Source organism: Anaeromyxobacter soli (genome assembly GCF_022808855.1).
GTDB lineage: Bacteria > Myxococcota > Myxococcia > Myxococcales > Anaeromyxobacteraceae > Anaeromyxobacter > Anaeromyxobacter soli.
The window spans coordinates 16,210-29,107 of record NZ_JAKZLF010000046.1; the positions used below are offsets into that span (position 1 = coordinate 16,210).

Annotated in this window: 12 protein-coding genes; 8 read left to right on the forward strand and 4 right to left on the reverse strand. The window is 73.8% G+C overall.

The features are described 5' to 3' along the window. Positions 1–5: 5 nt before the first annotated feature. Positions 6–557, forward strand: coding sequence for a metallophosphoesterase family protein (locus tag MLV88_RS21695; RefSeq protein ID WP_242340874.1), 552 nt, complete (start codon positions 6–8; stop codon positions 555–557). Beyond that, positions 557–1,153, forward strand: coding sequence for a nicotinate (nicotinamide) nucleotide adenylyltransferase (gene nadD / locus MLV88_RS21700; protein WP_242372216.1), 597 nt, complete (start codon positions 557–559; stop codon positions 1,151–1,153). The genes MLV88_RS21695 and nadD overlap by 1 nt, the downstream gene beginning before the upstream one ends. A gap of 145 nt (positions 1,154–1,298) precedes the next feature. Here the strand turns inward: nadD and MLV88_RS21705 are convergent, their stop codons facing one another. After that, positions 1,299–1,967, reverse strand: coding sequence for a hypothetical protein (locus MLV88_RS21705; protein WP_243338679.1), 669 nt, complete (start codon positions 1,965–1,967; stop codon positions 1,299–1,301). A gap of 341 nt (positions 1,968–2,308) precedes the next feature. On the opposite strand from MLV88_RS21705, the gene MLV88_RS21710 reads away from it, so the two are divergent. Next, positions 2,309–2,779 carry a DUF4442 domain-containing protein gene (locus MLV88_RS21710; RefSeq protein ID WP_242372214.1) on the forward strand — a complete coding sequence of 157 codons (471 nt, stop codon included), beginning with the start codon at positions 2,309–2,311 and terminating at the stop codon, positions 2,777–2,779. A 3-nt stretch (positions 2,780–2,782) separates the two neighbouring features. Here the strand turns inward: MLV88_RS21710 and MLV88_RS21715 are convergent, their stop codons facing one another. Next, positions 2,783–5,236, reverse strand: a complete 2,454-nt coding sequence (locus tag MLV88_RS21715) for an AAA family ATPase (RefSeq protein WP_242372213.1) — start codon at positions 5,234–5,236, stop codon at positions 2,783–2,785. A gap of 68 nt (positions 5,237–5,304) precedes the next feature. Here MLV88_RS21715 and MLV88_RS21720 point away from each other — a divergent pair, with 68 nt between their 5' ends. Continuing rightward, positions 5,305–6,243: a patatin-like phospholipase family protein gene (locus MLV88_RS21720; RefSeq protein ID WP_277957128.1), complete on the forward strand. Its 939-nt coding sequence runs from the start codon at positions 5,305–5,307 to the stop codon at positions 6,241–6,243. A 109-nt stretch (positions 6,244–6,352) separates the two neighbouring features. Continuing rightward, the gene (locus tag MLV88_RS21725) at positions 6,353–6,958 is read left to right on the forward strand and encodes a class I SAM-dependent methyltransferase (protein ID WP_243338680.1); all 606 of its coding nucleotides are present in this window, start codon (positions 6,353–6,355) and stop codon (positions 6,956–6,958) included. An 8-nt stretch (positions 6,959–6,966) separates the two neighbouring features. On the opposite strand, the gene MLV88_RS21730 is transcribed toward MLV88_RS21725, so the two are convergent. Then, the gene (locus MLV88_RS21730; RefSeq protein ID WP_242356572.1) at positions 6,967–8,034 is read right to left on the reverse strand and encodes a metallopeptidase family protein; all 1,068 of its coding nucleotides are present in this window, start codon (positions 8,032–8,034) and stop codon (positions 6,967–6,969) included. Positions 8,035–8,283: 249 nt separating this feature from the next. Between MLV88_RS21730 and groL the strand changes: the two genes are divergently transcribed. Continuing rightward, the gene (gene groL, locus MLV88_RS21735; RefSeq protein WP_242340867.1) at positions 8,284–9,921 is read left to right on the forward strand and encodes a chaperonin GroEL; all 1,638 of its coding nucleotides are present in this window, start codon (positions 8,284–8,286) and stop codon (positions 9,919–9,921) included. 226 nt (positions 9,922–10,147) lie between these two features. Here groL and MLV88_RS21740 read toward each other — a convergent pair whose 3' ends face one another. Continuing rightward, positions 10,148–11,521 carry a GGDEF domain-containing response regulator gene (locus tag MLV88_RS21740; RefSeq protein WP_242340866.1) on the reverse strand — a complete coding sequence of 458 codons (1,374 nt, stop codon included), beginning with the start codon at positions 11,519–11,521 and terminating at the stop codon, positions 10,148–10,150. A gap of 25 nt (positions 11,522–11,546) precedes the next feature. Here MLV88_RS21740 and MLV88_RS21745 point away from each other — a divergent pair, with 25 nt between their 5' ends. Both MLV88_RS21745 and MLV88_RS21750 read left to right on the forward strand, forming a co-directional pair. Continuing rightward, positions 11,547–12,323 carry a chemotaxis protein CheW gene (locus tag MLV88_RS21745; protein ID WP_242340865.1) on the forward strand — a complete coding sequence of 259 codons (777 nt, stop codon included), beginning with the start codon at positions 11,547–11,549 and terminating at the stop codon, positions 12,321–12,323. 142 nt (positions 12,324–12,465) lie between these two features. After that, positions 12,466–12,898: response regulator (locus tag MLV88_RS21750; RefSeq protein ID WP_243338681.1), on the forward strand; the 433-nt coding region annotated here is incomplete at its 3' end.

The window sequence follows — 12,898 nt, forward strand, 5'->3', positions numbered from 1 at the left end:
GTGACTTGAGGATCGGGCTCGCGAGCGACACGCACGGAAACCTCGACGCGCTCCTCCGCGCCTTCGAGCGCTTCGAGCGCGCCGACGCCGATCAGGTGTTCTTCCTCGGCGGGCGCCACTCCGACGTGGACGGCGTCCTCGCCCGGCGCCGCCGCGGGACGCCCGACCCGCTCGCCGCGCGCATCGTGCGCGTCGCGAGCCGCGCCTGCCCGGAGGCGGCGAGCGGCGAGGCGCCCACGACGCACGTCGACCTCGTCGAGGGCCGCATCTGCTGCCTCGTGCACGACAAGGCGGACCTCTCCCGCGACGACATCGCGAACGCCTCGATGTTCTTCCACGGGAACAGCGCGCGCGCCGCGATCGTGCAGATCGGCCCGCGCTGCTTCGTGACCCCGGGGCACCTGCGCGGCGAGGCCCCCGCGGACGCGCCTCCCACGTTCGGCCTGGTCGAGCTCAGCGATCGCGAGGTCGTCCTCACGGTCTACTCGGCGGACGGCGCGGAGCTGCGCACGGAGCGCTGCGCCCCGGCGGCGCAGGGCCGGATGTCGGTGAAGTGATGGCGCGGCGGCCGCCGGGCGGGGCGCGGGCGCGCGCGGGCGAGGGCAGGGCGGTCGCGATCCTCGGCGGCTCGTTCAACCCGCCCCACGTCGCGCACCTCATGGCCGCCTACTGGGCGCTCGCGACGCAGGACGTCTCGGAGGTCTGGCTCCTCCCCGCGTTCCGCCACCCCTTCGGCAAGGCGCTCGCGCCGTTCGATGACCGCGTCCGCATGTGCGAGCTCGCCGCGCGCGCGATCCGCGGCGTGGGCGTGTGCACCGCCGAGGCCGAGCTCGCGGCCGATCCCCTCGTCGGGAAGACCGCGCGCACGCTCGAGCACCTCCAGGCGAAGCACCCCGACCACCGCTTCACGCTGGTCGTCGGCGCGGACATCCTGCCGGACACGGACAAGTGGTACCGCTGGGACCGCGTCCAGGAGCTCGCCCGCGTCGTGGTCGTCGGGCGCGAGGGCTACCCGCCGGTCGCAGGCGCGCCGACGCTGCCGGCCATCTCGTCCACGCTCGTCCGCGAGCGGATCGCGCGCGGCGAGGACGTGTCCGGCCTCGTGGCGAGGAGCGTGCGGGAGTACGTCGAGCGGACCGGATTGTACCGTTGAGGGCGCGGGGGACGACGGCTTCACCTCGTCCGCGATCCCGCGCTCCGATGGACACCGGACGGCCCCGGCAGCGGCACGAGGGGGCGCGTCGCCCGCCCGGCGTGCGGCGCGACGGGTTCCGACCGCTCGTGGCGCCCACTCTCCCTCATCCGGCCTGGGCCGGGGGCGGGTCGACGGGAGGCGGTCGCGTCGAGGTCGGCGTGGCGCCCCGCCACGGCAGGGCGGGGACGCGCGCCTCGCCCGATCGGCTGCGGGATCCCGGCTCCTCGCGCAGGAGCTGCAGCGCGCGGAGGCGAAGGTGTCCGCCGACGCGGGACAAAAGCGGCTCCAGCTGCGGCCGCGGATCGCACGCGAGGCGCCACAGGAGCGCGGCGAGCTCCTCGCCGCTCAGGTGATCGCGCTCTCGCGACCACCACTCGGCGATCTGCATCATCGGGCAGCGCGCGAGGCTGGCCTCGACGTCCTGCGTCCGGCCCTCGAGGAGGTGCTCGACCGCCTCCGCGAGGGCGCAGGGCACGGTGCATCCCACGAGCAGGCGCACGCGCAGCGCGTCCTCTCGGTCTCCCTGGTGCTCTCGGTGGTCGATCCGCTCGAGGACGTGCTCCACGTCCTCCCGGCGGAGGAGCACGCCGGTGGCGAGGGCGAGGTCCGCCGGATCCACCTCCCAGATGCGGCGCGACGCATTCGGCCGCGGGGACCGACCCCCTTGCCCGGCGGACACGGCCGTGGCGGCGCCCTCCCGCTGCGCCTCGCGGAGCAGGGCGCGGGCGGGAGAGCTCGAGCGGCCCTCACCGATAATGAGATTCATTCTCATGATGGTGACGATACGCCCGGCGCAGGCGGGAGTCAATCGTCGCCCCCCGAGGCGGCGGCCCATCGATTCGATCGCGACGGCGGCGCACGCTGGCTGGCCGCGCCGGTCAGACTCCTCCGCTGCTCGGTCGTCGTGACCCCGGCTCGCGGCGCCATCGCACGGCTCGTGACGCGACCCGATCGACGGCTCCGCGCTCGCGCGCCAGGGCCGCGAGCCACCCCGCCGCCGCTCCACCGGCGACGAGAGGACGCCTCCGACCTCGAGGCCCGGCGCGCCCGGAGGCGGGGCGGTGTTCACGCCTGGAGTGTTGCGGCGGGCCGGCGCGCGGTCAAACTCCGTCCATGCCCGAGTCCCTCCGCACGCGCCTGCAGCGGTACGGCTTCAACCTCTTCCCCGCCTACCGCGGGACGGGCGCGCGGGTGGCGTTCATCGCGCACGACTGGCGGGAGGTGCGGGTGGAGCTCCCGCTCTCGCGCCGGACGCGCAACTACGTGGGGACGATCTTCGGGGGGTCGATGTACGGGGCGGTCGACCCCGTCTACATGCTGATGCTCATCCGCTGCCTGGGCGCGGGCCACGTCGTCTGGGACAAGGCGGCCACGATCCGCTTCCTCCGGCCGGGACGGTCGACGCTGCGCGCGACGTTCAGGCTGCCGGTCGAGGAGACCGACGCGATCCGGGGCGCGCTCGAGACGGAGCGCTCGGTGGACCGGGTCTACAGGGTCGAGCTCGTGGACGGGCAGGGGACCGTCTGCGCGGAGGTGGAGAAGACCGTCTACGTGCGGCGGCGCGCGGGCGGGCCGGGGCGCTGACGGTCAGCGGCGCGGCGCGCGCGAGATCCTGAGCGCGCCGCTGCCGGCGTCCACGAGCGCGACGTCGCCCGGCGCGAGCTCGCCGGCGAGGATCTTCTCGGCGAGCGGCGCCTCGACGTGCCGCTGGATGGCGCCGCGCATCGGGCGCGCGCCGAGCGCGGCGTCGAAGCCGCCGTTCTCGACGAGGAACGCGATCGCCTCGTCGGTCGCCTCGAAGCGGATCTTCCGCTCCGCCTCGAGCCGGCGGGAGGAGTCGGCGAGCAGGAGCCGCGCGACCTCGGCCACGTCGGCGCGCGAGAGCGCCGAGAACGAGACGCGCTCGTCGAGCCGGTTCCAGAGCTCCGCCGGCACGGCGCCGCGGGCGGCCTGGAGGACGCGGTCCTCGCGGGGGAGGACGCGCTCGGCGGCGCCGAACCCCATCGCGCCGGTGGAGGTGCGCGTCGCCTCCTCGGCGCCGAGGTTCGAGGTGAGGATGACGACGGTGTTCGAGAAGTCGACCTGGCGGCCGCGGCCGTCGGTGAGCCGCCCCTCCTCGAGGATCTGCAGGAGCAGCATCTGCACGTCGCGGTGCGCCTTCTCGATCTCGTCGAGCACGACGACCGAGGCCGGCCTGCGGCGGACGGCGTCGGTGAGCTGGCCGCCCTCGCCGTAGCCGACGTACCCGGGCGCGGCGCCCACGAGCCGGGCGACCCCGGTGGTCTCGGCGCACTCGCTCATGTCGAGCTGGACGAGCGCGTCGCGCGCCCCGTAGAGCGCGTCGGCGAGGGCGCGGGCGAGCTCGGTCTTCCCGACGCCGGTCGGTCCGAGGAAGAGGAACGAGCCCATGGGCCGGCGGGTCGCGAAGCCCGCGAAGTTCCGCTTCAGCACCGCCGCGACGCGAGCGATGGCGGCTGCGTGGCCGACCACCCGCGCGCGGAGGGCCGCCTCGAGCCCGAGGATCCGCTCGCGGTCGGAGGCGAGCAGCCGCGACTCGGGGATGCCCGCCATCTTCGCGACGGTGCGGGCGACGTCCGCGGCGTCCACCTCGGCCGCGCCTGCGCGCGAGGCGCGGGAGCCGGCGAGGTCGAGCGCGGCGACCGCCTTGTCGGGCAGGAAGCGATCCGTGACGTAGCGCGCCGAGAGCGAGGCGGCCGCCTCGAGCGCGCCCTCCGCGAAGCGCACGCGGTGGTGCTTCTCGTAGCGCGGCGCTAGCCCGCGCAGGATCGTGACCGTGTCGGCGATGGACGGCTCGCGCACGAGCACCGGCGTGAAGCGGCGCTCGAGCGCGGGGTCCTTCTCGATGTGCTGGCGGTACTCGTCGTGGGTGGTGGCCCCGATGCAGGGGAACTCGCCGCGCCCGAGCGCCGCCTTGAGCTCGTTCGCCGCGTCCTGCGGCCCCTCGCCCGTCGCGCCCGCGCCCATGAGCGTGTGGATCTCGTCGATGAAGACGACCACCCGGCCCGCCGCGCGGCGCACCTCCTCCTGGATCCCGAGGAGCTTCTCCGAGAACGCGCCGCGGAGCTGCGTCCCGGCCACCACGCTCGCCATGTCGATCTCGACGACCACGCGGTCGCGCGCGCTCGCGAGCAGCCGCTGCGCGATCCCCTCGACGATGGCCGTCTTGCCGACGCCGGGCTCGCCGACGAGGAGCGGGTTGTTCGTGCGGCGCTTGCCGAGGACGTCGATCGCCTCCTCGACCTCCTGCTCGCGGCCGACGAGCGGATCGAGCCGCCCCGAGGCGGCGAGCTCGGTCAGGTTCCGCCCGAGCTGCGCGAGCCAGGGGAACTCCTTGGGGTCGAGGGCGTGGGGGGAGCGGCGGGCGCGGGGAGCGGAGGGGGCACGGCTCGAGGTCGAGGTCTGGGTCGAGGTCGAGGTCGGGGTGGGGGTCGAGGTCGGGGCGGGGGTCGAGGCGGACGTCGGGGTCGCGTTCCCGAGGGCCTGCTCGAGGTCGGCCTCGAGCTCGCCGTCTCGCCTCGGATCCGCCGTCCGGCCGCGCGCCTCGCTCCGCCGCGGCGGGACGACCGGCTGCGCCGGGCGCACCTGCACCGGCTGCAGCTCGCGGAGCCGGCGGGGCATGCGCGCAGTGAAGTAGGAGAGGGCGACGTTCCGCAGGGTCGAGAGCTGGAGCCCGCACGCGCCGAGGAGCTGGTGGGCGGCGCTCGCGCGGACCCGGCCCATGGCGATGAGGAGGTGCAGGCAGTCGACCTCCTCCGCGCCGACCGACTCCGCGACCTCGCGCGACCGCTCGCGCAGGTCGCGCAGGACGCCCTCCGCCTCCTTGGGCTTCCCGGTCATCGCCGCGAGGATCCGGTCCTCGTCGATGCCGCGCTCCTTGAGGAGGATCTCCGCCCGGTTCGGGACGGTGAAGAAGGCGAGGAGCTGGTGAGCGCTGGTGAGCTTCTGGTTGACGCTCGCCGCGATGTCCGCGGCCTCGGCGACGACCTGCGCCAGCTCCATCGACTCGATGACCGGGGGCATTCGAGGGGACGATGCGATATCGTCCGGAAGGGGTCAATTTTCCCGCCGATCCGCTATGTTTCACCGGCATGCGCCGCCTCCTCGCCACCGCCGTCCTGCTCCTCGCCGCCTGCCGCACCGCGGCCCCGCCCGCGCTCGTCACCGAGCGCCAGCCCCCGCTCGTCGCGATCCCCCCGTCGCCCAAGGTCCCCGAGCCGCGCATCGCGCTCGTCCTCGGCGGAGGCGCCGCGCGCGGCTTCGCCCACATCGGCGTGATCCGCGTCCTCGAGCAGGAGCGCATCCCGGTGGACCTCGTCGTCGGGACGAGCGTCGGGAGCCTCATCGGCGCGCTCTACGCGAGCCACAAGGACAGCTTCGAGCTCGAGTGGACCGCGTTCAGGCTGGAGCGGGACGACCTCTTCGACTTCGGCCTCGTGAACGCCGTCGTCGGGATGGGCTACGCGAAGGGCGAGAAGCTCGAGCGGTTCGTCCGCGAGAGCGTGAAGCAGCGGGACATCGAGCAGCTCCGCGTCCCCTTCGCGGCCGTGGCCGCCGACCTGAACTGGGGCCAGACCGTGGTGCTCGACAAGGGCTCCGTGGCGCGCGCGGTGCGGGCGTCCTCGGCCATCCCCGGCGTGTTCGAGCCGGTGGAGCACCAGGGCAAGCTCCTCGTGGACGGCGGCGTCGTGGACAACATCCCCATCGACGTGGCGAAGGCGAAGGGAGCGGACCTCGTCATCGCGGTGGACATCGGGGCCGACGTCGGGAACACGAACATCAAGAACGTCGTGGACGTCATCCTCCAGGCGTCCGACATCATGTTCGCCGTGAACGTCGGGTTCCGGCGGCAGGGCGCGGACGTGCTCGTCCAGCCGAAGGTGGGCGGCGTGGGCATGCTCGACTTCACGAAGAAGAAGGACTGCATGCTCGCCGGCATCCAGGCCGGGCGCGAGGCGGTGCCGCGCATCCGCGCCGCGATCGACGCCTGGAAGGCGCGCAAGGCGCTCGAGGCGCGGCCGCGCGGCTGACCCGAGGGCGAGTGACGGCGTCCCGAGCGCCGGAGCGGGCGCGCTCGCGCGAGGGGAACGCGGCGCGGCGCTGGATCGCGCGCCGCGGCGCGGGTTAAGTACCGGCCCCATGCCCGCGCCCACGCGCTTCGACGCCCGCTACTACCGCCGGTTCTACGGCGGGCCAGGAAAGACCCACTCCGCGAGCGAGATCGCGCGCCTGGCGGCGGGCGTGGACGGCCTCGCCGCGTGGCTCGGCGTGGAGCTCCGCTCCGTGCTCGACGTGGGCGCCGGGACGGGGCTGTGGCGCAGCTGGTTCCGCCGCCACCGGCCCGGGGTGAGGTACCGCTCCATCGAGGTCTCGCCGTACGCCTGCGAGCGCTACGGCCACGAGCTGCGCGACATCTCCCGCTGGCGCGCCCGGGAGCGGTTCGACCTCGTCGTCTGCCACAGCGTGCTGCAGTACCTCGACGACGCCGCGGCCGAGCGCGCGCTCGACAACATCGGCCGCATGTCCCGCGGGCTGCTCTACCTCGAGGCCGTCACGCGGAGCGACCTCCCGATCCTGGACCTCGAGAAGTCGGACACGCAGATCCACGTGCGGAGCGGGGCCTGGTACCGCAGCCGGCTCGAGCGCCACTTCTTCCAGGTCGGCGCGGGGCTGTGGGGCTCGCGGAGGAGCCCCATCCAGCTGTTCGACCTCGAGGGGCCGGGCGCGCTCGAGAGCCGCCGGTAGCCTCCGGCCTAATCCAGCCCGCGCGCCCACAGCTCGTCCTCGTCGAGGCCGAGGAAGTGCCCGACCTCGTGGACGAGCGTCACGCCGATCTCCTCGATGAGCTCGTCGCGGCTGCGCGCGAACCGCTCGAGGTTCTTCTGGAAGAGCACGATGGCCGAGGGCAGGTGGCTCCAGGGATCCATCGAGACCTTCTGGCCGTAGGGCGCGCCGCGGAAGAGGCCGAGGATGGCGGGCGAGAGGGGCGGGTCGGAGGCGCGGAGGTCGTCGTCGGCGGGGAGGTCCTCGACCGTGATCGCGACGTTCGAGAGGTAGCGCCGGACCTGCTCCGGGATCGAGGCGAGCGCGGCCTCGACCGCCTCGTCGAACGCGCGCGGCGAGAGCGCGATCGGCTCGGGGAAGCCCTCCGGGTCGAGCCTCCGCGCGCGGGCGAACCGGCGCCGCGCCTCGTCGGGCGCGCCCTGCCGCTCGGCGACGAGGCCGAGGTGGTGCTGCGTCCAGGGCTCGTCCGGATCGAGGGCCTCTGCTCGGAGGAGCGCGGCGCGCGCCTCGTCGAACCGGCAGAGCTCGTACAGCGCGAACCCCTGCTCGACCTTCACCTCGATCGCGTCGGGGAGCGCCGCCTCCGCCTCGGCCAGCTTCTCGAGCGCCGCGCGCGACTCGCCGAGCTGACTCAGCCCCGCGCCCTCGAGCCAGGCGAACTCGCCCACCAGCGCGGCCTCGCCCGCCTTCCGCGCGAGCCGCGCTCCCCGCCGGGCGAGCTCGAGGCCGCGCTCGACGCGGTCGCGGTCGCCGTCGTCCTCGCCGCCGCCGTTCACGTGGAAGTCGGCCGCGCCGAGGAGCAGGTCGAGGTCGTCCTTGCCCACCGCGAGCGCCGCCTCGTACGCCTCGCGGGCGTCCTCCGCGCGCCCGAGCTCCGCGAGGGCGGCGGCGCGGTACTGCAGCGCGGCGACCGACCGCGGCGACGCGCGCAGCGCCTCCTCGGCGCGCGCGAGGGCGTCCTCGAAGCGGCCGTCCTCGAAGGCGTCGCCGGCGGCCTCGACGAGCGCCTCCCCGGGATCCGGGCGGGCAGGGGACATGTCAGCGCTCCTCTCGGCGGTGGCTCACGGGCGCGGCAGTAACGGCCGGGCGGCCGCCTGTCAAACCGGGATCCCCCGCGTGGGGATGGCGCGTGTTCACCCGGAGAGCGGTCGACGACGGGGCCCGGGAGCCCGCTTGACCGAGGTCCGCTCACGGTTATCTTAGCGGCCGCCCGGGGCGACTGCCAGCGCGCAGACCGGGTGAATTCAGCGAAACCACACGGATTTTCGACAAAGGAGCCTTCGCCCATGCCGGCCAAGGAGATCGCATTCCACCAGGGGGCCCGCGAGGCCATCCTCCGCGGCGTCCAGACGCTCGCCGAGGCGGTCGCGGTGACGCTCGGCCCGAAGGGCCGCAACGTCGTCATCGAGAAGAGCTTCGGCTCTCCGACCATCACCAAGGACGGCGTCACCGTCGCGAAGGAGATCGAGGTCGAGCCCAAGTTCGAGAACATGGGCGCGCAGATGGTTCGCGAGGTCGCGTCCCAGACCTCCGACAAGGCAGGCGACGGCACCACCACCGCGACCGTGCTCGCGCGCGCGATCTACGAGGAGGGCCTGAAGCTCGTCGCCGCCGGCCACAACCCCATGGATCTGAAGCGCGGCATCGACCGCGCCGTCGAGGTCATCGTCGCCGAGCTCAAGAAGCTCTCGAAGCCCACGCAGGGCAAGAAGGACATCGCCCAGGTCGGCACCATCTCGGCGAACGGGGACGAGACGATCGGCAACATCATCGCGGAGGCGATGGAGAAGGTGGGCAAGGAGGGCGTCATCACCGTCGAGGAGGCGAAGGGCCTCGAGACGACGCTCGAGGTGGTCGAGGGCATGCAGTTCGACCGCGGCTACGCCTCGCCCTACTTCGTCACGAACCCGGATCGCATGGAGGCCGTGCTCGAGGACCCGTACATCCTCATCACCGAGAAGAAGATCTCGGCGATGGCGGACCTCATCCCCGTGCTGGAGCAGGTCGCCCGCTCCGGCAAGCCGCTCCTCATCGTCGCCGAGGACGTCGAGGGCGAGGCGCTCGCGACGCTCGTCGTGAACAAGCTGCGCGGCACGCTGCACGTGGCCGCGGTGAAGGCGCCCGGCTTCGGCGATCGCCGCAAGGAGATGCTGAAGGACATCGCGACGCTCACCGGGGGCAACGTCGTGGCCGAGGAGCTCGGCATCAAGCTCGAGCAGCTCGGGCTCAAGGACCTCGGGCGGGCGAAGCGCATCACGATCGACAAGGACAACACCACGATCGTGGACGGCGAGGGGAAGCGCGCGGACATCGAGGCGCGCATCAAGCAGATCCGCGCGCAGATCGAGGAGACCACCTCCGACTACGACCGCGAGAAGCTCCAGGAGCGGCTCGCGAAGCTCGTCGGTGGCGTGGCGGTGATCAACGTCGGCGCGGCGACCGAGACGGAGATGAAGGAGAAGAAGGCCCGCGTCGAGGACGCGCTGCACGCGACCCGCGCGGCCGTCGAGGAGGGCATCGTCCCCGGCGGCGGCGTCGCGTACCTCCGCTCGCTCCAGGCGCTGAAGAAGCTCAGCGTCCCCGAGGGCGATCAGCGCTTCGGCGTGGCCATCGTCCAGAAGGCGCTCGAGTACCCGGCCCGCCGCATCGCCGAGAACGCCGGCTGGGACGGCGCCGTGGTGGTCGCGAAGATCAACGACGGCAAGGGCGCCCACGGCTTCAACGCGGCGACCGAGGTGTTCGAGGACCTCGTGAAGGCGGGCGTCATCGACCCGACCAAGGTCTCCCGCACCGCCCTCCAGAACGCCTCGTCGGTCGCGAGCCTGCTCCTCACGACCGAGGCGATGGTGGCCGAGAAGCCCAAGAAGAAGTCCGCGGCCGCGCCCGGGGGCGGGATGGGTGGGATGGAGGACATGGATTATTAAAGCTGCCGCAACCTCGCGGATTCGCTCGGGTGACGCGCGGCGCATTGACGGTCCGTCACGGACCAGGTATGTACCGCGAATACGGGACGCGGCGTCGGGAGAGAGGCCGCGCCCCGGATGACGAGGGCAACCGTTACTACGCGCTCTGCCGGGCGGAAACTGGGTGTCGTCGTCAGCGGGGCCGAGGGCGAGAGCTCTCGGCCCCGTGTGTTTCTCGGGAGGGGTGCTACGCCCGCTCGCGCTCGCCCGCGGGGACGGGCGGCAGGTCCTTCGAGGCGATGTACACGACGTTCCGGTTCGAGCGCTTCCCGCGGTACATCGCGCGGTCGGCGAGGTCGAGCAGCTCGGCCTTCGCGGACGCGTGCTCCGGGAAGCTCGCGAGGCCGATCGAGGCCGTGACGCGGACGCGCTGCCCCTCGTGGGAGAGGAAGCGGTGGTCCTCGATCGCGCGGCGGATGCGCTCGGCGACCTTGAGCGCGCCGCCCGAGTCGATGCCGGCGAGGATGACGACGTACTCGTCGCCGCCGTAGCGGACGACGACGTCCTCCTCGCGCACGCACGCGCGCAGGACGCGCCCGACCTCGACGAGCAGGCGCGAGCCGGAGAGATGCCCGTGCTGGTCGTTCACGGCCTTGAAGTGGTCGAGGTCCATGAACAGGACCGAGAAGGCCCGCCCGCCGCCGAGCTCGCGCTGGAGCGCCACCTCGAGGTAGCGCGTGTTGTAGAGGTGGGTGAGGTCGTCGAGGTACGCGAGGTGCTCGACCTTGCGCAGGCGGCCGAGGTTCGTGAGCGCGAGGCCGAGGTGGCGCGCGAGGAACGCGGCGCCCTCGGCGCACTCCTCCGAGAGCGGCCCCGTGACGAGCACCGCCGCGGCGCCGAGCACCTCGCCCTCGTCGGCGACGGGGACGCAGACCACGCGGTCGTGCCCGTCCGGCCCGACGCCCTCGGGCGCGCGCACCTCGACCGCGTGCTCGCGCCCGATCCGGGCGAGCGCGGGCCGCGCCGCCTCGAGCACCGCCTCCGCCTCGCGCCGCTCGAGCCCGTGCGCGCCGGCGAGGCTCCAGCCGCCCGCCGCGGGCTCGAGGAGCGCGCAGGCGGGCGTCACGCACTGCGCGGAGAGCGCGGCGAGCGCCATCGGGACGAGCCGGTCGCGGTCGAGCGTGCCCGCGATGCGCTGCCCCGTCTCGAAGAGCCGCAGGTGCTCGCGGAGCGAGCGGTTCTCGGCGAGGACCTCGCGCATGGACAGGCAGCGCTGCACCGCGACCTGGAGCTGCTCGGGCGTCACCGGCTTCACGAGGTAGTCGCTCGCGCCGGCGCGCATCGCGCGGACGGCGGGGTCGACCTTGTCGAGGGCGGTGATGACGATGACGCCGATGCCCGGGTCGAGCTGCTTCGCGGCGTCGAGGAGCTCGAGGCCGTCCTGGGGGCCGGGGAGGATGACGTCGGTGAGGAGGACGTCGAAGCGACGCCGCGCGAGCTGGGCGAGCGCGGTGTCCGCGCCGTCCGCGATCTCGACGTCGTAGCCCGCCGCGCGGAGGTAGTCCGCGTACACGGTGCGCGCGAACCGCTCGTCGTCGACGAGGAGGACGGCGTGTCCCATGGCCCTTCATCGTATCATGAGGCCCGTGCGCTCCCTCGCGTCCGATCGCAAGGCGCTGCTCTTCTCGGCGGGCGGCGTGCGGCTCGCGCTCCGGCTCGCGCACGTGCGCGAGATCCTCGCGGTCCCGCCGGACGCGGGAGAGGTGAGCGTCCGCGGCGAGCCCGTCCCGACCGCGTACGTCTCGACCGTGCTCGGGCTCCCCGCGGGCGGCTCGGGCTTCGCCCTCGTGACCGAGGGGCCGGCGCGCGTCGCGCTGCGCGTCGAGGCGCTGCACGGGATCGTCGACCTCGCCGAGGCGGAGGTCTTCCAGCTCCCGGCGCACACGCCGCTCCCCCAGCCGTCGCCGTTCGCCGGCGCCATCGTGGCGCGCGGCGAGCTCGCCCTCGAGCTCGCCGTCTCGACGCTGGGCTTCGCGCCGCTCGAGCCCGCGGAGGAGCTCCCGCCGCCGCCCGAGGGAGGCCTCTCCGCCGGGACGGAGCGGGAGCTCCGCTTCGCCCGCGGCGGCCGCACCTACGCGGTGCCGCTGTCGATGCTCGTCCAGATCCTCGAGGCGCCGCGCGTCGCGAAGGTCCCGCTCACGCCGCCGTCGCACCGCGGCCTCCTCCACCACGCGCGGGCGCTCCACCCGGTGGTGGACGTGGGCGTCCTCTACGGCGAGCCGCCGTCGGCGGAGGGGCGGACCGTGCTGCTCGTGGACGCCGGGGGCGCCGGTGTGGGCGTCGTCGCCGACCGCGTCGTGGGCGTCGCCGAGGGCGGCGAGGACGTCACGCGGCCGCCCTGGGACGCGGTGTTCGGCATGTAGCCGCGCGGGGCCTCGCGGCGCCGGTGTGCGCACCCGCGGATCGTCGCCAGGAGCCCGTAAAGCCTCGCGAATGTTGACATTCGTACGATCGCGGCGTTACTGGTTACGGTCTTTTCCCCCCCTCCGCTCCCCGGGATCGCCGATGCCCAAGAACCTGCTCCTCGCGGACGACTCCATCACGATCCAGAAGGTCGTGGGCATCACCTTCGCGAACGAGGACTACCAGGTCGTCGCCGTGGGCAACGGGGAGGACGCGATCGCGCGTGCCCGCGAGCTCCGCCCGGACGTCATCCTCGCGGACGTCGTCATGCCGAAGCGGAACGGCTACGAGGTGTGCGAGGCGGTGAAGGCCGACCCGGCGCTCGCGCATATCCCCGTGGTGCTGCTCGCCGGCACGTTCGAGGCGTTCGACGAGGCGCGCGCCCGCAGCGCTCGCGCCGACGGACACGTCGCGAAGCCGTTCGAGAGCCAGGCGCTCATCAACAAGGTCCGGGAGCTCGTGGAGGGCAAGGCGGCGGTCGCGGCCTCGGCGGCCGCCGCGCCGCGCCCGCTCATCCCCGCCGCCGCGCCGCGCC